Source organism: Lacisediminihabitans sp. (assembly GCF_043726815.1).
In the GTDB taxonomy this organism is placed as follows: domain Bacteria; phylum Actinomycetota; class Actinomycetes; order Actinomycetales; family Microbacteriaceae; genus Lacisediminihabitans.
Genome location: NZ_JAYSJZ010000084.1, coordinates 13,541 through 35,587, shown reverse-complemented (window position 1 = coordinate 35,587; position 22,047 = coordinate 13,541). Strand labels below are relative to the sequence as shown.

At 69.3% G+C, this 22,047-nt stretch carries 16 protein-coding genes; 2 read left to right on the top strand and 14 right to left on the bottom strand.

All coding sequences use genetic code 11. From position 1 onward, the window contains the following. Positions 1-229 precede the first annotated feature (229 nt). From ACHZD8_RS13225 to ACHZD8_RS13210, 4 genes are all read right to left on the bottom strand, one after another. The gene (locus tag ACHZD8_RS13225) at positions 230-1,555 is read right to left on the bottom strand and encodes an ABC transporter substrate-binding protein (RefSeq protein WP_394770893.1); all 1,326 of its coding nucleotides are present in this window, start codon (positions 1,553-1,555) and stop codon (positions 230-232) included. A 65-nt stretch (positions 1,556-1,620) separates the two neighbouring features. Next, entirely contained in the window at positions 1,621-2,532 is a 912-nt protein-coding gene (locus ACHZD8_RS13220; RefSeq protein ID WP_394770892.1) for a carbohydrate ABC transporter permease, read from the bottom strand. After that, positions 2,529-3,449 (bottom strand): carbohydrate ABC transporter permease, encoded by a 921-nt coding sequence (locus ACHZD8_RS13215; protein ID WP_394770891.1) that lies wholly within the window; start codon positions 3,447-3,449, stop codon positions 2,529-2,531. The genes ACHZD8_RS13220 and ACHZD8_RS13215 overlap by 4 nt, the downstream gene beginning before the upstream one ends. Before the next feature lie 20 nt (positions 3,450-3,469). After that, positions 3,470-5,557 (bottom strand): beta-galactosidase, encoded by a 2,088-nt coding sequence (locus ACHZD8_RS13210; RefSeq protein ID WP_394770890.1) that lies wholly within the window; start codon positions 5,555-5,557, stop codon positions 3,470-3,472. A 213-nt stretch (positions 5,558-5,770) separates the two neighbouring features. Here ACHZD8_RS13210 and ACHZD8_RS13205 point away from each other — a divergent pair, with 213 nt between their 5' ends. Next, on the top strand, positions 5,771-6,793 hold the full coding sequence (locus tag ACHZD8_RS13205; protein WP_394770889.1) for a LacI family DNA-binding transcriptional regulator: 1,023 nt from the start codon (positions 5,771-5,773) through the stop codon (positions 6,791-6,793). Between the two features lie 20 nt (positions 6,794-6,813). Here the strand turns inward: ACHZD8_RS13205 and ACHZD8_RS13200 are convergent, their stop codons facing one another. From ACHZD8_RS13200 to ACHZD8_RS13155, 10 genes are all read right to left on the bottom strand, one after another. Then, complete coding sequence (locus ACHZD8_RS13200) at positions 6,814-10,311, bottom strand: error-prone DNA polymerase (RefSeq protein ID WP_394770888.1); 3,498 nt, start codon at positions 10,309-10,311, stop codon at positions 6,814-6,816. After that, on the bottom strand, positions 10,311-11,852 hold the full coding sequence (locus tag ACHZD8_RS13195; protein WP_394770887.1) for a DNA polymerase Y family protein: 1,542 nt from the start codon (positions 11,850-11,852) through the stop codon (positions 10,311-10,313). Before ACHZD8_RS13195 ends, ACHZD8_RS13200 begins: the two co-directional genes overlap by 1 nt. After that, positions 11,849-12,589 carry a hypothetical protein gene (locus ACHZD8_RS13190; RefSeq protein ID WP_394770886.1) on the bottom strand — a complete coding sequence of 247 codons (741 nt, stop codon included), beginning with the start codon at positions 12,587-12,589 and terminating at the stop codon, positions 11,849-11,851. Before ACHZD8_RS13190 ends, ACHZD8_RS13195 begins: the two co-directional genes overlap by 4 nt. 79 nt (positions 12,590-12,668) lie before the next feature. Further along, positions 12,669-14,093, bottom strand: a complete 1,425-nt coding sequence (locus tag ACHZD8_RS13185; protein ID WP_394770885.1) for a DUF2252 domain-containing protein — start codon at positions 14,091-14,093, stop codon at positions 12,669-12,671. Beyond that, on the bottom strand, positions 14,090-15,145 hold the full coding sequence (locus tag ACHZD8_RS13180; RefSeq protein WP_394770884.1) for a hypothetical protein: 1,056 nt from the start codon (positions 15,143-15,145) through the stop codon (positions 14,090-14,092). Before ACHZD8_RS13180 ends, ACHZD8_RS13185 begins: the two co-directional genes overlap by 4 nt. Before the next feature lie 69 nt (positions 15,146-15,214). After that, on the bottom strand, positions 15,215-15,718 hold the full coding sequence (locus tag ACHZD8_RS13175) for a GtrA family protein (RefSeq protein ID WP_394770883.1): 504 nt from the start codon (positions 15,716-15,718) through the stop codon (positions 15,215-15,217). Beyond that, a complete protein-coding gene (locus ACHZD8_RS13170; protein WP_394770882.1) occupies positions 15,702-16,496 on the bottom strand; it encodes a polyprenol monophosphomannose synthase in 795 nt (264 codons plus the stop codon). Before ACHZD8_RS13170 ends, ACHZD8_RS13175 begins: the two co-directional genes overlap by 17 nt. After that, the gene (locus ACHZD8_RS13165) at positions 16,493-18,031 is read right to left on the bottom strand and encodes a glycosyltransferase family 39 protein (RefSeq protein ID WP_394770881.1); all 1,539 of its coding nucleotides are present in this window, start codon (positions 18,029-18,031) and stop codon (positions 16,493-16,495) included. The genes ACHZD8_RS13170 and ACHZD8_RS13165 overlap by 4 nt, the downstream gene beginning before the upstream one ends. 142 nt (positions 18,032-18,173) lie before the next feature. Then, on the bottom strand, positions 18,174-19,529 hold the full coding sequence (locus ACHZD8_RS13160; protein WP_394770880.1) for a sensor histidine kinase: 1,356 nt from the start codon (positions 19,527-19,529) through the stop codon (positions 18,174-18,176). After that, positions 19,526-20,200: a response regulator transcription factor gene (locus ACHZD8_RS13155; RefSeq protein WP_394770879.1), complete on the bottom strand. Its 675-nt coding sequence runs from the start codon at positions 20,198-20,200 to the stop codon at positions 19,526-19,528. The genes ACHZD8_RS13160 and ACHZD8_RS13155 overlap by 4 nt, the downstream gene beginning before the upstream one ends. Before the next feature lie 213 nt (positions 20,201-20,413). Between ACHZD8_RS13155 and ACHZD8_RS13150 the strand changes: the two genes are divergently transcribed. Then, the gene (locus tag ACHZD8_RS13150; protein WP_394770878.1) at positions 20,414-22,021 is read left to right on the top strand and encodes a protease pro-enzyme activation domain-containing protein; all 1,608 of its coding nucleotides are present in this window, start codon (positions 20,414-20,416) and stop codon (positions 22,019-22,021) included. The last annotated feature ends 26 nt before the right edge of the window (positions 22,022-22,047 follow it).

Sequence of the window (22,047 nt, the reverse complement as noted above, 5' to 3'; positions counted from 1 at the left end):
TGCTCAACAGCCTCGTCGGCATGCGCGCCAAGGCGACGGGGGAGCCTCACGGCATCATCCACGCTGAGCTGCGGCGCATCGCCGGCGGGCCGTCGGTCGCCCAGGCGAGCGTGTCGCAGCTGCAGGCCAGAATCGACCTGCTGCGTCGCGGCCTGCGGAGCTAGGAACGCCGATGCCCCGGGCATCCAGCACGATGCTGGATGCCCGGGGCACCGGGAACTGCGACTACCTACTTGACCGGAATCGACTGCGCCTTGAGGGCCGCCTTGGTCTTGTCCTGGCCCGCCTTGAGGGCGTCGGACAGGGTACCGGAGCCACTCAGCGCCGCACCGAAGCCGTCAGACACGTCCGTGTAGGTCTGCGTCATGGTGGGACCCCACGTGAAGTCGGGGTTCACCGCCGACGAGGCCTTGGCGAAGACGTCGTAGATCTTCTGCCCGCCGTAGAAGTCGACACCCTGAGCGAAGGCGGGAAGGTCCGCCCCCGCCTTGGACGCCGGGTACAGCCCGCCGAGCTTGTTGGCGAGGGTGAGGGCGTCGGGGTCGGTGTTGAGCCAGAGCGCGAACTTCGCGGCCTCGTACGGGTGCTTGGATCCCTTCAGCACTGCGGTGGACGAGCCACCCCAGTCGCCTGCCGTCTCGTCTCCGGCCTTCCACTGCGGCATCGGCGCGACTGCCCACTTACCGGAGGTGTCCGGTGCGCCGCTCGACAGGGTCGTTGCTCCCCAGACCGCGGAGATCCAGGTCCACTGCTGCCCGGTGTTGAATGACGCGTTCCACTCGTCGGAGAAGGAGGCGAGCTTGGAGACCTCACCGGCATCGATGAGCTTCTGCCAGTAGTCGGCGACCTGGGTGGACTTGTCGGACGTCAACTGCACGTCCCAGGTCTTCCCGTCGTTCGCGAACCACTGTCCACCGTTCTGCCACACCATTCCGGCGAACCAGTTCACGTCGGTCTTGGGGAAGTTCGTGATGAACGAGCCCTTCGCCTTGATGAGCGCGGCGTCTGCCGCATACTCCTCCCACGTGGTCGGCACCGCGATTCCGGCCTCCTTGAAGAGGTCTGCGCGGTAATACATCGCGATGGGGCCGCTGTCCTGCGGGATCGCATAGACGGCCTTGTCCTCGCCAAAGGTGGCCTGGTTCCAGGTCCAGTCGATGAACTTGTCCTTCGACTTGGCGACATCCCCACAGGACGCGATGTTCACGAGCCCGTCCTGCACCCGGAAGTTCGGGAGGGCGTCGTACTCGACCTGGCCGAGGTCGGGCGCGTTGCCGGCCTTGATCTGGTTGAAGAAGTTCTGGTACGTGCCGGAGTTGCCGCTCGGACCCGTCTGCACCTTCACCTGGATGTTCGGGTTCTTCTGGTTCCAGAGGTCGACGACCTTGTCCATGCCGGGAACCCAGGTCGTGAACGTCAGGTTCACCTTGCCCTTGGAAGGCGCGCAGTCGGACGCCGAGGCGGAGGTGGCGCCCCCTCCCGACGAGCAGCCCGCAAGGGCGAGCGCCGAGATGACGGCCACTGCCATAGTGGCTGTCTTGATACTGAACTTCATGGTGCTGTCCAATCTATTTCGGTGAATTGCGCCTATCGGATGATCGGCGGCTGTGGAGGAAAGAGTTACTTGACGCTTCCGGCGGCGAGGCCGCTGCTCCAGAATCTCTGCAGGCTCAGGAAGGCGATGATGAGCGGGATGATCGAGACGAACGCCCCGATGATTACGAACGAGCGCAGATCGGGCAGCTGCCCGATCTGGGAGTTCCACGAGTAGAGGCCGAGGGTCAGCGGGAACAGCGTCTGGTCCCGCAGCATGATCAGCGGCAGGAAGAAGTTGTTCCAGATGGCGACGAACTGGAAGAGGAAGATGGTGATGAGGGCGGGCGCCATGAGCCGCACCGAGACGGTGAAGAAGGTGCGCACCTCGCCCGAGCCGTCGAGCCGGGCGGCCTCGAGCAACTCGTCCGGGACGCTGGACGATGCGTAGATGCGGGCGAGGTAGACGCCGAACGGACTCACGATGCTGGGCAGGAACACCGACCAGAACGTGTTGGTCAACTGGATCTGGCTGAAGATGAGGAAGAGCGGCAGCGCGAGCGCCGTGGCCGGCACGAGCACCCCGGAGAGCACGACGTTGAAGATCGCCTCCCGCCCCCTGAATTGGTACTTCGCCAGCGCATAGCCACACATCGCGCCGATGACCGTGCCGATGAACGCACCGGCGCCCGCGTAGAGCACGCTGTTCACGATCCACTTCACGAACACCGAGTCGTTGTAGGTGAAGAGCCGACCGAGGTTGTTGAAGAAGGTGGGGATCGCATCCGGCGTGAACCAGAGCGGGATGGTGGTGGTGAACTGGCCGACGGTCTTCGTCGACGAGACGAAGAGCCACCAGATCGGCACGAGGAAGTAGAACGTGAAGACGCCCATGATGAGCATCGCGGCGCTGCGGGAGAGGATGCTCTCGCGGTCCGGGCCGGCCTTGACGCGGGCGGGTCGCGCCGCGTCCTTGCGGGAGATGGTTGCAGTGGTCACGCGAATGCCCTCCGTTGGGTGAGCTTGAGGAAAGTGAACGAGAGCGCGAAGGTCGCGATGGCGAGCACCACCGAGAACGCCGCGGCCAGGCTGTAGTTGGGCACGGACGCCGTCGTGTACACCGCCAGGTTCGGGGTGAAGGTGCTCGAGATGGCCGAGCTGAAGCTGCGCAGGGTCTGCGGCTCGGCGAGAAGCTGCAGGGTTCCGATAATCGAGAAGACTGCGGTCAGGATGATCGCCGGTGTCACGAGCGGAATCTTGATCTGCCAGGCGACCTGCCAGTTGTTGGCGCCGTCGAGCTTCGCCGCCTCGTAGATCTCGGTGGGAATGGCGAGCAGCGAGGAGTAGATGATGAGCATGTTGTAGCCCACGTAGACCCAGGTGACGATATTGGCGATCGCCCACAACACGAGGTCGGCGGAGAGGAAGCCCACGTTCTTGGTAATGGCCGTGAACGGCGACAGGGACGGCGAGTAGAGGAACCCCCACATGATGGCGGCGATCACCCCGGGCACCGCGTACGGAGCGAAGAAGGCGAGGCGGAAGAACTTCTTGCCCTTGAGCAGCGGCGAGTCGAGCAGCAGGGCGAACAGCAGCGCGAGGCCCAGCATGATCGGCACCTGCACCACTCCGAAGAGCACCACGCGAAGCACCGAGCTCCAGAAATCACCGTCCTGAAAGACGAGGGCGTACTGGGTGAAGCCGCCGAACACCTGCTGGGCCACCCCGAAGGTGCCCTCCCGCTTCACCGTGAGCAGCGATTGGTATACCGCGTAGATGATCGGGACGACGTAGAAGAGGAGGTAGAGGATGGCGAAGGGGGCGATGAACACCGCTATCGAGCGGCCGAGGCCTCGCCCCTTGCCGCGGGGGATGCCGAGTCGCGGTCCCTTCAACTCACTTGCTGTGGACGTCATTGTCGTGGGGCTCCTGTGCGTTAGTTGATCGGTTCGGTGAGGGTGGCGGCCTGCGGGGCGGGAGTCGCCGTGCGGACGACTCGGACCTCGCCGGCCGGGACGGAGATCGTCCCGTGGATGTCGTGGCCCTGAGTGAGTTCGACGCCGGTGACGACGTATTCGGCGGGGGCCCCGCCGTGGTTGATGAGGAACAGGAAGTCATGATCGGCCGAGCGGCGCACCACGACCTCGACACCGGCGCCGCCGAGCCGCGGATGGGAGACGGCCCCGGCCTCGGTCACGACCGTGCGGACGAAGCGCGCGAGGGAGTCCGGGTCGAGCGCGGTCGCGAGGTACCAGGCGAGGCCGGCTCCGTGGCGGTTCCTGGTGATCGCCGGGACGCCGGCGAGACCACCGCTCGTGTAGGAGGCCACCGTCTCGGCACCGCGGGTGTGCATCCACTCGGTCCAGGTGTGGGCCGTCGAGCCATCGTCCAGCGTCACGATCTCGCCCGGCGGCACGGGGTGGAATTCCTCGGTGAAGACGCCGAGCAGGTCGCGGAAGGCGCCGGGGTATCCGCCGAGGCGCACCCTGTCGTCCTCGTCGACGATGCCGCTGAAGAAGGTGACGAGCGCGTGGCCCCCCGACCTGACGTACTCGTCGATCACGGCGGCGGCGTCATCCCTGACGAGGTAGAGGGAGGGTACGACCACGAGGCTGTAGCCGGAGAGATCGGAGCCCGGAGCGACGATGTCTGCCGTCACTCCTTCCGCCCAGAGCGCGCGGTAGAGCGCGTGCACCTGCTCGAGATAGCGCACGTCTCCGGACGGGCGGGAGTCGAGGTCGTTCGCCCACCAGGCCTCCCAGCTGAAGACGACGGCCACGTCGGCCACCACGCGGGAACCGGCCACCCCGGCGAGCTCTCCGAGCACGCGGCCGAGCTCGGTGACCTCGCGCCAGGTGTTGGTCTCGGTGCCGGCGTGCGGGAGCATCGCCGAGTGGAACTTCTCACTGCCCTGGGTGGATGCCCGCCACTGGAAGAAGCAGATGCCGTCCGCGCCGCGGGCGAGGTGGCTGAGCGAGTTGCGGATCATCTCGCCCGGCATCTTGGCGATGTTGCGCGGCTGCCAGTTGACGGCGCCGGTGGACTGTTCCATCAGGATCCACGGGCTGCCCGTCGCGAGGCCACGGGTGAGGTCGGCCGCGAACGAGAGTTCGAGATGCGGATCCTGCAGGCGGTGATCGAGGTAGTGGTCGTTGGCGACCACGTCGACGTGGGGCGCCCAGGTCCAGTAGTCCTGCGTGCGGATGTGCGCCGTGATCATGAAGTTGGTGGTGACCGGCGCGCTGCTCAGCTCCCGCAGCACCCGCTGCTCGTCGAGGTAGTAGCCGAGAACCTCGTCGGAACTGAAGCGGTCGAAGTCGAGAACCTGCGTGGGATTGCGGGTGGACAGGGTGGAGCGCGGCGGGAGGATCTCCGACCACTGGGAGTATCGCTGGCTCCAGAAGGTGGTGCCCCAGGCCGCGTTGAGCGCCTCGATGCTGCCGTACCGGGCCTCGAGCCAGGTGCGGAACGCATCCGCGGAGACGTCGCAGTAGCAGAGCGCGTTGTGGCAGCCGAGCTCGTTCGAGACGTGCCACAGACGCAGGGCCGGGTGCTCGCCGTAGCGCTCGGCGACGCGGGCGACGAGTGCGAGCGCGTGCTCACGGAAGACGGGGGAGCTCGGGCACCAGGCCTGTCGGCCGCCCGGCCAGCGCCGGGTTCCGTCTTGCGTCACGGGCAGGATCTCCGGGTGCCGCTCGGTGAGCCAGGGGGGAGGAGAGGAGGTTCCGGTGCCGAGGTTGACGGCGATCCCGTTCTCGTGAAGCAGGGCGATGATCGCATCCAGGCCGGAGAAGTCGTACTCGCCCGGTCGGGGCTCGATGAGCGCCCAGCCGAACACGTTGATCGCCACGAGGCTGACCCCGACCTCACGCATGAGGCGAACGTCTTCGGCCCACACCTCCGGCGACCACTGCTCGGGGTTGTAGTCGCACCCCAGGTCGATTCCGGTGGTGCGGAACGGTCCGGCCGCCGCGTCGCGGAGCGAGGGCGTCGCCGCTCGCTGCTCGTCGTTCGTACGGTACACACTGCCTCGATCGTCGTTGGTCTGGCTGCTCGCCGGAGTTCAGGGCGAGGCGCCGCAAACTCGAGCGAGGCCCGCTAATTGTTGTGTCTGTGAACGTTCCCAGATCCGGCTAAAAAAGGAAGTTCGCTGGCCGGCCTGTGAACGATCCCAGAGTAATCACACGCCGTGGTGGTTGTCAAACACCACCGGCCGAGTCGCGGCTACAGTGTGCTTATGTCCATTGACGGTTCTCGTCCGCGTCGTGCAACGATCCACGACGTGGCTGCGGAAGCCGGGATGTCCCGGGGCACCGTCTCTCGCGTGATCAACGCCGAGCCCTACGTGTCCGACGACGCACGGATCGCCGTGGAGGCGGCGATCGCAAAGGTCGGCTACGTGCGCAACACCGCGGCACGAAACCTGAGGAGCCAGCGGTCGCACGCGATCGGGCTCATCGTGCACGAGCCGCACTCCCTCTTTCTCGAGGACCCGAACATCGGCGCCATCCTGCTCGGCACCAACGCGGTGCTGTCCCAGTCGGACTATCAGCTCGTGTCGCTCGTGATCGATTCCGACCGGGACAGCGACCGGGTGGCCGAGTACCTCCGCGGCGGCTTCGTCGACGGCGTCATCATCATCTCGGCTCGGGCCGGCGACCCGATCGCGCGCGCGGTCGAGAAGATCGGCATCCCCGCGGCGTTCGTCGGGCACCCGCCGGACATCTCCGGCATCCCGTTCGTGGGCATCGACAACTTCGCGGCGGCTCGGGCCATCACCGAGCGTCTGATCGGCACGCACCGCACCAAGATCGGCATGATCGCGAGCGCGCTCGACCGCGACTCCGGCCAGGATCGCCTGAGCGGGTTCCGCAGCGCCCTCGGCGACGCGTTCGACCCGCACCTCGTCGTTGACTTCCCGCTCTACGCCTACAGCTCGGGGGTCGACGGCATGCGCGAGCTCCTCGCCCGAGCGCCCGACCTGGACGGCGTGTTCGCGGCATCCGACTCGATCGCCGCCGGCGCGCTCGACGTGCTGCGCGAGTCGAACCGGCGAGTGCCGGAGGATGTGGGAGTGGTCGGCTTCGACGACAGCGCCTGGGCGCTGAGGTGTCGTCCCGCCCTCTCCACGGTGCGGCAGCCGGCCGACGCACTCGGCCGCATGGCGGCCCAGCGCGTGCTCGCCCAGCTGCGGGGCGATGACACCCCGGGCGAGGGCACCCTGCTCGAGACCTCGATCGTCTGGCGCGACTCGGCCTGACCGTGCGCGGCGCGGCCGGCTCAGCGGAAGTCGCGGGAGGCCGTTCTCGTCGCCATCGCGAGCGGCTCCAGGCGGTCCGCCAGCAGGTTCGTCACCCCCTCTGGGGAGCGCTCGAGGATCCCGCGCACGATCAGCGCGGGCGAGTCCCTGGCGATCCTGCGGTAGCGGTTCCAGACTCCGACGCTGCAGATCACGTTCACGAGACCGGTCTCGTCCTCGAGGTTCATGAAGGTGATGCCGCTCGCGGTGGCCGGTCGCTGCCGATGCGTCACCACCCCGCCCACCTCGATGCGGCGCCCGGATTCCGCCGTCGCGAGATCAGCCGAGCTCAGCACGCCCCGGCCGCTGAGCGCCGACCGCACGTGGCTGATCGGGTGGTCGTCGGGGGAGATGCCGGTCGCCCAGAGGTCGGAGGCCAGCACCTCGGCCGGGTTGGGCATCGAGAAGAGCGGCGGTTGCACCGAGACCATGCTGCTCGGCAGGTACTCCTCGCGGTCCTGCGCCGCGCCGCCGGCCGCCCAGAGGGCCTCCCGCACCGTGAGGCCGAGCGACTCGAAGGCCCCCGCGGCGGCCAGCGCCTCGAGCTGCGCCGTGCTGAGGCCGACCCGGCGCACGAGGCTCGGCATGTCGACGTAGTCGCCGCCGGTGTCTCGTTCGGCGACGATCCTCTTCGCGAGATCCTCGCCGATGCCCTTGACCTCGGCGAGTCCGAGGCGCACCGCGAGGTTGCCGTCCCGGCGATGGTCGTCGGTATCGAAGTGGGCGGTGCGATCGAACGGCCCCACCGCCGGTTGCTCGTGCGCGAGGCAGGCGTCGTCGCCCGTCGCCCTCGCGCCGCCCCGACTGTTCCCCTTTGTCGGGTTTGTTCCCGCGCGACCATGCCCAAAACCGACAAACGGGAACCCTTGCGAGGAATCGTCAGGCAGCGAGCCGTCGACCGCCACACCCTCGAGCCCGGCATCCCAGCCCGACCTCAGGATGTCCGGCCGGCGCACCTCCACGCCGTGGCGTCGGGCATCCGCCACGAGCGAGAGCGGGGAGTAGAACCCCATCGGTTGCGCGCGCAGCAGGGAGGCGAGGAACGCTGCCGGGTAGTGCAGCCGCAGCCAGGCGCTCGCGTAGACGAGCAGGCCGAAACTCAGCGAGTGGCTCTCCGCGAAGCCGAAGTTCGCGAAGGCCTCGATGCGCGAATAGATGTCGTCGGCATCCGCCCCGGTGATGCCGTTGCCCGCCATGCCCTCGTAGAGCTTCGCCTTGAGCGAGGCGATCTTCTCCTGCCCGCGCTTGGAGCCCATGGCCCGCCGCAGCAGGTCGGCGTCGTCCGCGCTGCAGCCGCCGACCGCCATCGCCACCTGCATGAGCTGCTCCTGGAAGAGCGGGATGCCGAGGGTGCGTTCGAGCACCGGCTCGAGCAGCGGATGCAGGTAGGTCACCTTCTCGGTGCCCATCTTGCGCCGGATGTACGGGTGAACCGCGCCGCCCTGGATCGGGCCGGGGCGCACCATCGCGATCTCGACCACGAGGTGGTAGAACTCCCGCGGCTGCAACCGGGGGAGCATCCCCATCTGGGCGCGGCTCTCCACCTGGAACACTCCGATCGAGTCGGCGCGGCAGAGCTGGTCGTAGACGCCCTGTTCCTCGCGGGGAAGGGTGGCGAGGGTCCACTCCTCGCCGAGGTGCTCGCGCACGAGGTCGAAGGTGTGCTGCAGCGCGTTGAGCATGCCCAGGCCGAGCAGGTCGAACTTGACCAAGCCCATCCAGGCACAGTCGTCCTTGTCCCACTGCAGCACGGTGCGGCCATCCATGCGTCCATGCTCGATCGGGCATACTTCCCCGACCGGCCGGTCGGTGAGCACCATGCCGCCGGAATGGATGCCGAGGTGGCGCGGGAATTTAAGCACCTCCATCGCGAGGTCGGTGACCGCGGTCGGGATGTCGTGGTCGACGCTCGAGAGCAGCGCCCCGTGCCGCTCCACCTGCTTCGACCAGGCGTCCTGCTGGCCGGGACTCGCGCCGAGCGCCTTCGCCATGTCGCGAACGGCGAACTTGGGACGGTACTGGATCACGTTCGCCACCTGCGCGGCATTGTGCCTGCCGTACCGCTCATACACGTGCTGGATCACCTCCTCCCGCCGGTTGGAGTCGAAGTCGACGTCGATGTCCGGCTCCTCGTCGCGCATGCTCGACAGGAAGCGCTCGAACGGCAGCTTGTAGAAGATCGGGTCGACGGCCGTCACATCGAGCAGGAAGCACACGGCGGAGTTCGCGGCGCTGCCCCGACCCTGGCAGAGGATGCCTCGGCCGCGGGCGAACGCCACGATCTCGTGCACGATGAGGAAGTAACCGGGGAAGTCCTTCGCCTCGATGATGTCGAGCTCGTGGGCGATGCGCGCCCGGTTCTCGTCGCTCAGGTTCGGGTAGCGTCGCGGCACGGCGTCCCAGACCAGTGTGCGCAGCCAGCTCATGGGGGTGTGGCCGGCCGGAACCTCCTGCCGGGGAAGCCTCGGGCGGGCGCTGCGCAGCCGGAAGCCGACCTGCTCCGCCACCTCCACCGTGCGTTCGACCGCGCCGGGATAGCGGGCGAACCGCGCCGCCATCTCGTCTCCCGAGCGCAGGTGCGCTGCCCCGGATGCCGGCAGCCAGCCGTCCATGTCGTCGAGGCTCCGGCGGGCGCGCACCGCGGCCAACGCGGAGGCGAGCCGGTGCTGCTCCGGCCGCGCGTAGTGCACGTTGCCCGTGGCGACGACGGGCAGCCCCCGCCGCTCGGCGATCGCGGCGAGGGCGTCGTTGTGATCGCTGTCGAGCGGATTGCCGTGGTCGAACAGCTCCACGAGCACGTTGTCCCGGCCGAAGAGGTCGACCAGGCGGTCGAGCTCCCTGGCCGCGGCCGGCTCGCCGCCGGTGGCGAGGGCCTGGCGAACCCAGCCCTTGCGGCATCCGGTGAGCACCACCCAGTGGCCGCCCGCCCGGTCGGCGAGTTCCTCGGTGTCATAGAGCGGACGCCCCTTCTCCAGCCCGGCAAGCTGGGCCGAGGTGAGAGCGCCGGCCAGGCGGTGGTAGCCCTCCTCCTTGCGGGCGAGCACCAGCAGGTGGCTGCCCTCGGGGTCCGCGGCGCCATTCTGCGGCTTGCTGAGGCCGAGGGAGAGTTCCGCGCCGAAGACCGTTCCGATGCCGGGGTGGCTCTCCGCGGCCTCCGCCATGCGCACGATGCCGTAGAAGCCGTCGTGATCGGTGATGGCGAGGGAGTGCAGGCCGAGGCGCGCCGACTCCTCGAGCAGCTGCTCGGGCGAGGCCGCGCCGTCGAGGAAGCTGAAGTTGGAGTGGGCGTGCAGCTCCGCGTACTGCACGCGGGAGCCGACAGCCTCTTGCGCGGGCGGCGGCGAGTAGGCCGGCCGCTTGTTCGACCAGGCAGGGCTGTCGCCGCCATCCGCTCCCACCGGCGGGTTTCCCGGGCGGCGGGTGTCTGAGAGCTTGCGCTCGAACTCCGACCAGGGAATCGGCGGGTTGTTCCAGCCCATCAGTCGTACCTCGCTTCCGCCCACCAGTGCCCGCCGTCGAGCACGAGCAGCCAGGCCACCCCTGCCCCGTCGACGAGCTGGAAGCGGCTGGCCCGCCGGGAGTCGTCGACGTCCCACCAGCGTTCGTCGATCGTCCACGGCCCGGTCCACGCGCCCACCGGCAGCAGGGTCGTGCCGTCGGTGGAGAACTGTGCCGGGGCGCCGGAGAGCGTTCCCCGCTCGTCGACGTCGACCGCTGCCCCCTCCGCGTCGAGCACGATCGCCGGGCGAGGAGTCTCGAACACGCTCGACGGCGCCGGGGTCGGCAGCCGGCCGGGCCACGGCTGGCTCGACGGCCGGCCGCCGGTCGGGCGGTCGCCCCACGCCACGAGCGTGCGCCGGTCGAGCAGCGTTCGCCCGCCGCCCAGGACGGCGGTGAGCACCGCGCCATGGCCGAGCATGCTCTGCACCCGGGAGAGCCCGTGGTGGATGCGCTCGTCGAGGCCGGTTCCCCAGAGCCCCTCCTCGTGGTTTCCGATCGCGTCGACGCTCTCGGGGATCACCCGCACCCGCGTGATGCCCGAGCCGAGGCCGCTGTCCACCGCCCCCGCGCCCTGCAGCTGCCAGCGCACGCGGTCCACGACGTCCGCCGCCGTGAAGGACCGCGGATGCAGCCAGCCCCGCTCAGACACGTCGCCTGACTCGGAATCCACCTCGATCCTGATCGCCGTGCAGACGAGCTTCGCGCGCACGAGCTCGGCGATGAACTCATCGGCGGCCGCCCGGAACCCGAAGGTCACCTGGTCGATGCGGTCGAGCGGCGGTTCGAACTCCACCACTCTGTCGAGTTGCTCCGGGGGAGTCCTGGCCACCACCGGCCGGCTGTCCCGGCCGCTCGCCAGGGCGTGCAGCCAGGCGCCTGACTCGCCGAAACGCGCGCCGACATCCGCGACCGTCAGCCCCGAGAAATCGCCGAGGGTGTGGATGCCGAGCCTGCGCAGCAGGGTCGCGAGCGCCGGCTGCCCGAGCAGCCCCACGGGCATGGGTGCGAGGAATTCGGCGGACCCGCCCTCCGGCACGATCCGGATGCGCTGCCGCCCGGGAAGGCGGGCGGCGTGCTCCGCGGTGAACGGCCCGTCGGCAATGCCGACGCGCGACCCGTGGATTCCCAGGCCGTCCAGGGCGTCCAGCAGCCAGAGCGCCGCCTCTTCCTCTCCGCCGTAGTACCTGGCCGGCCCGCGGGCGCGAACGGCGCAGGTGCCAGGACGCAGCAACTGCACGCCAGGCATCGTCTGCTCGATGGCCTCCAGCACCGGTTCGAACGAGCGGATGTCGAGCGCCTGTTCGTAGGGGAAAACGAGAAGTTGCGGGCAGCGCGCCTGCGCCTCGCGCACCCGCATGCCACGCCTGACCCCCTCGACCCGGGCGGCGGCCGAGCAGGCGAAGACGACGCTGCCGTCGATGAGTGCGACAGGCGCATCCGCGGCGAGCCCCCTCACGCGCGCCACCGCGGTGATGGGCCAGTCAGGACACCACAGCACTATCGTGCGGGTGGGGGTCATCCGGCGGCCTCCTGCCGGTACGCCTCGCGCTGCACGCCCACCGCGCTGAACTGCTCGTGCGGGTCGGGCAGCCACAGCCTCGCGCTGCGCGGTCGGCCGGCCCGGCTCGTGACCGTCACGGTGACCTGCCGCGCGCTCAGGTGCCCGTTGCCCTGGCCGATCCCGCTCCAGCTGCTCTCGGAGAGGCTCAGCATTGCCTCGCTCTGCGGCCAGGGGCCGAGCACGAGGAGAGTGGTTCCCCGCTGCCTGAGCCTGGCCGTGAGCCGCGAGACGCTCGCGTCGCTCGCCCGCCTGGGCGGCCGGGCCACGACGACCCCGAGCACGTCGGCGACCGCCGCGGTGACGGCGAGCCACTGGTCGCCGGGATGCGGCACGAGAACGAGGCGGTCGAGGTCGATGCCGAAGCCCGCCGCCGCCTCGACGCCGAACTCCGGCACCCCCACCACCCCGCACCAGGTGCCGGCGGCCGACGGGGCGGCGAGCAGCGCCATGAGGAGGGTCGCCGATCGGTCGACCGAGTATGCGACACCCTGCTTGAGCCCGCCGCCGGGGAGCAGCCCGGCGATCGCGGGATGGGTGGGGATGGTGCGGCTGTCGAGCTTGGTGGCCTGCATCTGGCGGATGCGCGCCTGCAGGTTCTCGATGGATTGCCGCTCTGTCGTGCGCGCACCGGACAGCGCACCCGAGGGGGCGAGCGCGGTGGCGGCGGAGTGGTTCACATCCCCATATTCGAACATACATTCGAATATGTCAATTGCCACCGACACCGGCCCGGCGTGTCGCCGAAGCGGGCCGTCGAGAGGCCGTCGAGAGTGCCTAGAGGTCGGTCGGCACGAGCCGTCCGCTGCGCAACCCGGCCAGGAACTCGGCGTAGTCCCGAGCGGTCTGGTCGGCGTAGGCGACAGCGAAATCGGCGAAGGCGCGGTCGGCGCGATCACTCAGGCCGAGGTAGGCGGCGATGGAACCCGGGTCGCCGGACCGCGCGTGGGCACGGGCGAGGGCGGCCGCCGTCAACCGCGCGTAGGCGATCAGCCCCTGGGGCTGGAAGGCGGTGGGATCCGGCGACCATTTCATGTCGCGCAACTGCCGCCCGTAGTACTGGGCGCCGCCAGGTCCCGTGGTCCAGCCGAGGAAGACATCGCTCGCGGCCTGCATGAGCCTCTGGCCCTCGACCACCCGCTGGCCCTGGTGCTCCGTCGGCTCCTCGGCACGCAGATCGAAGACCGAGCGCTGCGCCTGTTTCATCTGCAGCACGAGCAGGTCATCCGGCCCGGACCCCTCGAGCAGCACCACCCAGGAGTAGAGCCCCACGCTGCCCACCCCCACCACCTTGTGGGCGAAGTCCACGATGCTGAACCGATCGAGCAGTCTTCGCCGACTCGCATTGAGCGACGCCCGATACCCGTCGAAGGTCTCACTCACGAACTCGGCCGTCGATCCGGCGAGCGGGATGCGCGTGAGCAGCGGCGGCTGGTGGATGAACCGGCGGTGGCCTCCCTCGAGTTCGGTGAGCTTGCGGATCACCGACCAGGTGTCCCGCTTCTGGGCCTTCGCCACCCCGAAGCGCACGGCACGCCGCCCGGTCTTGCCCGTGGTCGAGGCGACGATCTCCTCGACGTGGCTCGACTCCATGCGGTCGTACCAGACCCGCATGATCGGCATCGAGGCGTAGTCGCTCATGGTGCTGCGGTAGGTGTGAGCGGCCTCGAGCGCCGCTGCCCGCCCGATCTCCGGCGCCAGGCCGGCGTCGAGGCCGGCCAGCACGAAGGAGGTGGTGAGCCGCTTCACGTCCCACTCGAACGAGCCGGGGAAGGTCTCGTCGAAGTCGTTCACATCGAACACGACTCGGCGGTCCTCACTCGCGAAGAGCCCGAAGTTGGAGAGGTGGGCGTCTCCGCACAGCTGGGTGCCGAGCGCGGTGTGGGGCTGGCTCGCGAGATCCCTGGCCATGATGCGCGCGGTACCGCGGAAGAAGGTGAAGCTGGAGACCGCCATGCGCGCGTGCCTGAGCGGGATGAGCGCCGGGTCCCTTGTCGCCTCTTCGCCCTCGATCAGGGCGAGGGGATCCGCTCGGTCCGCCGCGGGCTGCCAGTGCGCGAGGGACGTGCGCGGCATCCGCGCCCTGGCCGCCCTCCCGAGCGAATCGTGGTCCCGCTGCCTCTCGACAGCCTCGTCCGACACGAGTACAGGATGGGGGTAGTGATCGTGGGCCTCACTCGCCACGGGGTTCATGCCACTCATTCCGAGTCTCCCTTCTGCGCCGATGGACGCACCGCATCCCGGAGCCTGGTCAGCCACCGTACCGAGAACCCGCGCAATCGGCGTGCCGCGGCGAACGGTCCGAAGAACCAGGCGAGCACGGCCGTGATGCTCGCGAGCACGGCCACTGCGACGATCGTTCCGGACAGGCCGTCGACGAACCGGTCGTAGAGCGGACCTGCCGTCGATACCGGAACCGGTCTGACGGCACCGAGGAAGGTGTATCGCCCCCAGACGATGACCAGCCCGGTGAGGATCATCACGAGGGTCAGCGTCCCCGCCGCCCAGGCGACGGTGAGCACACGTCGGCGGGATACGAGCACGCCAGCGACCAGGAGTGCCAGGGCCAGCCAGGGCAGCCAGGCGCCGGAGACGGCCGCCACCGTGTAGGAGATCCTCGCGACGGGCACGATGTCGGACTGCGCGATCACGATGGTGCGGTCCACCTCGGGGATCCGCTCGGCGAAGCCGAGGCCCTTCTCCAGGAGCACGGTCTTGAGCCGGGCGACGATCGGCCCGAGCTCGATGCCGATGGTGCCCCGCTGGTCGGCAGAAACGACGGAATCCGGGTCGGAACTCAGCGTCGCGATCAGCTGGGCGTGGGACAGCCGGAGGGTCTTGGCCCAGGTGACGGCGAACGCGTCTGACGCCACGAAGCGGGAGACCTGGTTCTCGATGACGTCCTGCAGGGCCTGGGTAGCCGCACCCTTGAGGGAATTGAGCGCCGCCGTCGTGAGCGGTCCTGCGTCGAGACCGTCGATCGCGCTCGAGATGATCCCCGGGATGTCGATGGACCGGTTGATCGCGGCGACGGCCTGCTCCGAGAGGTAGGACTGCACGGCCGGGTCGTCGGCGAGCGGCGCAAAGGTCGCGACGAAGGTGTCCGTGTCAAGCACCTCGACCCGCGCCCAGGCCGCCACGGCCGACACCGGGGCGAGCAGCAGGCCGAGGGTCACGAGGATCACCGCGATGGTGGTCCTGACCCAGCCACGGGGGGCGGCCACGGGGAGGTCGTCGTGAGGCGATTGCTCCATGACAGCTCCGATCGGCCGGTGAGGAATACTTTATCCCTGCGCGTGCCGTTCGGCGATGACGAGTTTCGACTAGCGGACGACGACCTTCGGGCGGTTCGCGGAGGCGGTGCCGACGGCGGCCATGACCGGGTTCCTCCGTCGCGCCGAGTAGACCCACCAGCGGTACAGGGCGAAGCGGAACGCCGTGCCGAGCGCGAGGCCGACGACGTTCGTCGCGATGTTGTCGGCGATGATCGACGTGTAGCCGAGCAGGTAGTGCGACACCCAAAGGCAGCCGAGGGCGATGACCATGCCGGCGGCGCTCACCACGGCGAACTCGAGGCCCTCGCGCAGCACGTCGGTGCGCCGCTGCGACCGGAACGTCCAGAGCCGGTTGCCGATCCAGTTGACGAGGATGGCGAGGGAGGTGGAGATCGCCTTGGCGATCACCGGCCCCCCGTGTACGAGGCTCGGCTCGAGCACGGTCGTGCGCAGTGCATTGAACAGGGCGATGTCCACGACGAGGCCGATCCCGCCGACGAGGATGAAGCTGAGCAGTTGTCTGCCCAGGGCGGCCCTAGACTCGCGCGACATGGTGCTCCCTCGTGCCCGGCCGGTACTCGAGCGGGGTGACGCCTCTCAGCCGAGCCGGGAGGCCCCGGATGCCCCAGAGGCTCACCCGCAGGATGGCCTCGCGCACGATTCCGCCGCTCATCTTGGACTCCCCATGAATGCGCTCGATGAAGGTGATGGGCACCTCGGCGATGCGCAGCCCCGCGGTGTGGGCATGCCACAGCATGTCGATCTGGAAGCAGTAGCCCTGGCTCACGATCTTTTCGTAACCGATGGTCTCGAGGGCGAACACCGTGAACGCCCGATAGCCGCCGGTGATGTCCCTGAAGGGCAGTCCGAGGGCGATCCGCGCGTACAGGCTGCCGCCGCGCGAGAGAAGTGCCCGGCGCAGGGGCCAGTTCTGCACGCTTCCGCCATCGACCCAGCGCGAGCCGAGCGCGACATCCGCGCCGTCGAGCGCGTGGAGGAGTCCCGCGAGCTGCTCCGGCTGGTGCGAACCGTCGGCATCCATCTCCACGAACCGCTCATATCCTCGTTCGAGTCCCCAGGCGAACCCGGCGCGGTAGGCGGCTCCGATGCCCTCCTTGCCCGACCGGTGCAGAACGTGCATCCTGTCGTGCCCGGAGGCGAGGGCGGAGGCGAGGGCTCCCGTGCCGTCCGGGGAGTTGTCGTCCACGACCAGCACGTCCACGTCCGAGGCGCTGCGAAGCACCCGGGCGGCGATGTCGGCGAGGTTTTCGCGCTCGTTGTAGGTCGGGATGACGACGAGCGTGCCGTTGGTGCGTTGGGTCTGGGTCATGGTGTCTCCCTCGTGAGTTCGTAGACGACGGTCCGATGGACGGGGATCTCACGAATGACGGTGAATCCGAGCCGCTGGAGTTCGACGATGTTCGTTGGCGTGCCGTGAGCCTTGAGTTCGAGATCCCACACGGTGTTCTTCGAGGCGAGGGCGCCACTCGACTGACCGACGGTGGCCGCCTTGTCCCACAGGGCCGACCGTTGCGCGTACGGCGTCGCGAGGGTCACGTCCGCCAGGCCGACATACGCGTTCGGGTAGAGGTGGATGCCCAGCCGAGGTGCCCGGGAGGGCCTGGTCGTCTCGTCGAAGACGATGGCGTCGCCGGGGTGGGCGTTCGCCGCGACCACCTCCGACACCTGACGGAGGTCGCTGCCGCCGTCCTTGGCGAACGGGGTGCGTTGCTGCAGGTCGGTGTGGGCGGCGAGGGCCGCGACGAGGATCACGAGAGCGGCGGGGATCGCCGTGCGCAGCACCGGCGCCGCCGCGTGGAGCGAGCGAATCGCCGACAGCCTGCGGGTGACCGCGTCGATGCCTATCCCGACGAAGAGCGCGGCGACCGGCGCACAGAACGAGAGATAGCGCACGGTGTACATGGGTGCGACGAAGGTGTTGCCGATGAGCAACGCGAGCGTCGGCAGAAGCAGCCAGCCGATGAGCAGCACGCGATGCTCGGACCGGGAGCGCACGAGGGCGACGATGCCGACGACGATGAGCGCCCAGCCGGCCGTGGCGAGCCAGGGGTTGCCGAACCACTGCACGATCACGATGCGGTCGAAGGTGGCGTATCCCCGGTGGGCGAGGAAGGTGATCTGGCCGTGCTGGGCGAGGCCGTAGATGAGGATCGGCGCCGCCGCGAACACGCTGACCCCCAGGGCGGCGAACCACCGGCGGAGCAGCACGCGCCGGGCGGGGGAGGCGAGCAGGGCGAGACCGTGAACGCCGGCGATCAGCACGAAGTAGAAGAACACGTAGATCGATGCGGCGAGGGCAAGCCCGTAGGCGATCCACGGCAACAGCCTCGTCACCCGGCGCGAGAGCAGGGTGACGAAGAAGATCGTGAGCCAGACGGCGACGGCCGTGCCGATGGCGTACGAGCGGCCCTCCGCCGACATGTAGCTGATGCGGGGGAGCACCACGCAGACGAGACCGGCCAGAATCGCCACCCGGCGGTTGATCAGTCGGTCGCCGAGCACGACGATTCCGGCAACCGCGACGCCGACGGCGATGGTGCTCGGGAACCGAACGGACAGCTCAGACGCCCCGAACAGGCTGATCCAGAAGTGCAGGAACACGTAGTACGCACCATGGACGGCGTCGATCCTGCCGAGTTCGCCCCAGAGTGTCGCGAGAGGTCGCTCGGCCGACATGATGCTCGCCGCCTCGTCCCCCCAGAAGGAGGGAATCCAGGAGCCGGCGAAATTGACGATCCAGCCGAGCAGTCCGAGACCGGCGGCGAGCGGACCGATGCCGTGCCCGAAACGCCGGGCCAACACGCGACCGGGGGCAACCGGTCGTTCTGCCAGGACGTTGCTCACGGAAATCGCCTCTCGCCGCCGGTAAGCGAATCCGACAGTCGCCGGCTCGCTTCTTCATCGTGACGAGTGCGCCCTGAGGTTTGCCCCGGATCGGGGCGGCCGGGTGTGAGAGTTCACACAGGTTTATCGGATGACCAGCGGGTCAGGCGATCGTCGGCAGGGACACGGTGACCGTGAATCCCGCTCCGTTCGCCAGGGTGATCTCGCCGTGCGCCCGAGCGACGATCGCGTGCACGATCGCGAGGCCAAGGCCGCTGCCGCCGTCCCGCTTGGCGCGGGCGTCATCCGGTCGGGAGAAGCGGTCGAAGGCCACGGGCAGGAAGTCGTCTGGCATGCCGGGGCCGGAGTCCACCACGGTGAGGATGAGAGTCGAGACCGCGTGCCGCAGCGCGATCCGCACGCTCCCGCCGTTCGGCACGGCGGCGATCGCATTGCTGGTGAGGTTGCCCACGATCCGTCCGAAGTTCGCCACGGCGATGCGGTAGACGGCATCCGTCGGCTCTCCGGCCACGTCGAAGTCCACCGTGACGCCCTTGGGCGCCGCGAGCAGCCTGGCGCGGTCGGCCGACGCGGCGACCTCGGCGGCCAGTTCATCCCAGGTGCTCACCCCCTCCGGCGTCTTCGCCTCGATCTGAGACAGCTCGAGCAGCCCGGTCGCAAGCGCGGAGAGCCGGGCGACCGAGTGCTGCGCCGAGGTGATCTCCGCCTCGAGGGCCTGGGCGTCTCCGGTGGACAGGTGCGCGAGCTCGAGCTGGGTCCTGAGAATCGCGAGGGGAGTGCGCAGCTCGTGGCTCGCATCGGAGACGAGCTGTCTCTCCCGATCCACCGACTGCCGCACCTCGGAGATGAACTCGTTGAGCGTGGTGGCGAGGGCCGACAGCTCGTCCGTCGCCGGTCCGATCGGCAGCGGCTCGGTCGATCCCTCGGCGACGAGCGCCTCCGCCTGCTGGCGCATCCGGTTCACCGGGCGAAGTGCCGCGCTCGTGAGCAGCCACGACGCGACGCCGAACCCGGAGACCAGCAGGAGCGCCACGGTGACGAGCGCCTCGGTGATCCGGTCGAGCGAGAGGATGGCGGAGTCCTGGTTGCGGGCACTGACGACGTGCCAGTCACCGGTCGCGCTCGGGACCGTCCTGGTGAAGACCCGGTAGGTGTCGTCGTTGGCCACGATGGTGTGGGCGTCTCCGGTCAGCGCGGTGAGCTGCGGCAGTCTGCTCTCGAGACGGTCGGGCAGGCTCGACACCACGACCTTCCCGGCCGGGTTGACTACTGCGACGAGTTGACCGGTGCCCGGGTCATCGATGGTGCCGGATGCGGTCTGGATCTCGGTGACGTACGGGGCGGCGTCGTGGTGCAGAAGGGTCGTGGTCGTGGTGCGGAGGATGTGCTCCACCTGGGCGCGAAACGCCACCACGGCCACCGCCGAGAGCAGCAGCGCGATCGCGAGACTGCCGATGGTGATGCGCCAACGGATCGACAGGCGGCGCAGGAGTCTCACTGCACGACCTCGAGCGCATAGCCCGTGCCGCGGATCGTGGTGATCCGAACCCCGGTGCGCTCCGCGTCGAGCTTGCGCCGCAGGTAGCTCACGTACTGGTCGACGATGTTGGGGTCGATGTTGTCCGCCGAGCCCCACACCTCCTGGAGGATGGTGGACCGGGTGACCGTGGAACCGGCGTTGCCGGCCAGGAGCCGGAGCAGCGTGAATTCCTTCGGGCTCAGGGCGAGGGGGCGACCGTCGGCCGTCACGGTCAGCGCGAGTGAGTCGATCGTGAGGTTGCCCACCGCGATGGAGAGCTTTTCAGCGGCGGCCTCCCTCCGCAGCAGGGCCCGGATGCGGGCGCTCAGTTCGATGAACGCGAACGGCTTGGTGAGGTAGTCGTCCGCACCCGAGTCGAGGCCGTATACGCGGTCCTCCACGGCATCCCGGGCCGTCAGAAGCAGGATGGGCAACGAACTGCCGGTCTCGCGGATCCGGCGGCAGATCTCGAAGCCCGACATCCGCGGGAGCATGACGTCGATCGCCGCGAGGGCGAAGTCCTCATGCGCCACGGCGATGAGGGCGTCGATCCCGTTGTCGACGACGACGGTCTCGTAGCCCTCCGCGGTGAGCCCACGGTCGATGAGTCGACCCATCTCCGGGTCGTCCTCCACAATCAGGATCTTCACGGCGCTTCTCTCCGGCAACGACTGCCTGGGCGCCGCCACGCGGTCGTGGCGGCGCTCCAGCAATGTTCTCACCTTCGAGTGGAGACTCCCTCAGCACTCTCGCGACTCTCGCGCCCGGTGCGGGTTGAAGATCGGCGGCAAGCGGTGTTGGCTGGGGGCAGCGAACACGACGAGGGGTCGAGGCGAATTCCGATGAACCAAGACAACGAACCAGTGCAACCCCCGATACAGGCCTCGGCCGCGGCGGGCGACGGACTCGAGCTGCTGCCCCTGCCCGGCAGTGAGCGAGCTCCCGCGCGCGGGGTGGTGCCGGCCGCCGGCGGGCTCCCCGGCGAGGGCACGATCGAGGCGACGGTGATTCTGCGGCGCCGGAGAGCCGTGGACCCGGAAACAGTTCTCGCGGCGGCGCCGATGTCACGGGATGCGCTGGCCGAGTCGATGGGGGCCGACCCGCGCGATGTCGAGCTCGTCGTGTCCACGCTGGAGTCGCTCGGCGTCACCGTCGTCTCCACCGACCTCGCCTCGCGCCGGGTGCGGATCTCCGGCACCGTCGCCACGATGGGCCGGGTCTTCGGCGTGCAGCTTCACGCCGTCACGAGCCTCACCGCCGACGGCACGCCGGCCAGCCATCGGCATCGCACGGGAGGGCTCATGGTGCCGGCGGCGCTCGACGGCGTGGTCACCGCCGTGCTCGGGCTCGACGACCGGCCGCAGGCGCGCGCCGAGTTTCGGGTCGCCGAGGCGCGGGCCGTGTCCGTGAGCTACACGCCGATCGAGCTCGGGCAGATCTATCGCTTTCCGCCCGACACCGACGGCTCTGGCCAGCCCATCGCGATCATCGAGCTCGGCGGCGGGTTCGCCCAGGCCGAGCTCTCCACCTATTTCTCGAGCCTCGGCATCACGGGCCCCACGGTCACGGCGGTCGGGGTGGACGGAGCGAAGAACCAGCCGGGCAAGGACCCGTCGGGCGCGGACGGCGAGGTGCTTCTCGACATTGAGGTGGCCGGCGCCCTCAGCCCGGGGTCGGCGATCGTGGTCTACTTCGCCCCCAACACCGACGCGGGATTCGTGGATGCCGTGAGCGAGGCCGCCCACGCCGCGGCCACCCCCACCTCGATGAGCATCAGCTGGGGCCAGAACGAGGACGCCTGGACCGAGCAGGCCCGCCGCGCCCTCGACGACGCCTTCCTCGACGCAGCGGCCCTCGGCATCACCGTCACGGCGGCCGCGGGAGACAACGGCAGCTCGGACGGCGCGAACGACGGCCGCGACCACGCCGACTTCCCGGCCTCGAGCCCTCACGTGCTCGCCTGCGGCGGCACCAGCCTGCGCGCCTCCGGCGGCACCGTGCGTTCGGAGACCGTGTGGAACAACGGCGCGGGCGGGGGAGCCACCGGCGGGGGAGTGAGCGACGTGTTCTCCCTGCCGGCGTGGCAGCAGAGGGTGGGTGTGCCGCCGTCCGGAACGCAGACCGGCGGACGTGGGGTGCCGGATGTCGCGGCCGTAGCCGATCCGACCACCGGCTACTCGGTTCTCGTCGACGGCCAGCAGAGGGTCTACGGCGGCACAAGCGCCGTCGCGCCGCTCTGGGCGGCCCTCGTGGCGCGGCTCGCCCAGGCGACGGGCAGACCCCTCGGGCTGCTGCAGCCCACCCTCTACGGCGCCGCCGGCACGGGCGAGGGCGAGGCGGGCTTCCGCGATGTGATCTCGGGAAACAACGGCAGCTTCTCGGCGAAACCGGGGTGGGACGCCTGCACAGGACTCGGGGTTCCCGACGGCGTCGTTCTACTCGCGCTGCTCGAGGCGAAGCCGGCTCGCTGACGTGGGTTGCCCGATGTCGGGGGCGG

What these genes read in the sequence shown, in the direction of transcription:
- ACHZD8_RS13225 (WP_394770893.1), bottom strand. Translation starts at nt 1,555, where the DNA reads ATGAAGTTCAGTATCAAGACAGCCACTATGGCAGTGGCCGTCATCTCG.
- ACHZD8_RS13215 (WP_394770891.1), bottom strand. Translation starts at nt 3,449, where the DNA reads ATGACGTCCACAGCAAGTGAGTTGAAGGGACCGCGACTCGGCATCCCC.
- ACHZD8_RS13205 (WP_394770889.1), top strand. Translation starts at nt 5,771, where the DNA reads ATGTCCATTGACGGTTCTCGTCCGCGTCGTGCAACGATCCACGACGTG.
- ACHZD8_RS13200 (WP_394770888.1), bottom strand. Translation starts at nt 10,311, where the DNA reads ATGGGCTGGAACAACCCGCCGATTCCCTGGTCGGAGTTCGAGCGCAAG.
- ACHZD8_RS13195 (WP_394770887.1), bottom strand. Translation starts at nt 11,852, where the DNA reads ATGACCCCCACCCGCACGATAGTGCTGTGGTGTCCTGACTGGCCCATC.
- ACHZD8_RS13190 (WP_394770886.1), bottom strand. Translation starts at nt 12,589, where the DNA reads ATGTTCGAATATGGGGATGTGAACCACTCCGCCGCCACCGCGCTCGCC.
- ACHZD8_RS13185 (WP_394770885.1), bottom strand. Translation starts at nt 14,093, where the DNA reads ATGAGTGGCATGAACCCCGTGGCGAGTGAGGCCCACGATCACTACCCC.
- ACHZD8_RS13180 (WP_394770884.1), bottom strand. Translation starts at nt 15,145, where the DNA reads ATGGAGCAATCGCCTCACGACGACCTCCCCGTGGCCGCCCCCCGTGGC.
- ACHZD8_RS13175 (WP_394770883.1), bottom strand. Translation starts at nt 15,718, where the DNA reads ATGTCGCGCGAGTCTAGGGCCGCCCTGGGCAGACAACTGCTCAGCTTC.
- ACHZD8_RS13170 (WP_394770882.1), bottom strand. Translation starts at nt 16,496, where the DNA reads ATGACCCAGACCCAACGCACCAACGGCACGCTCGTCGTCATCCCGACC.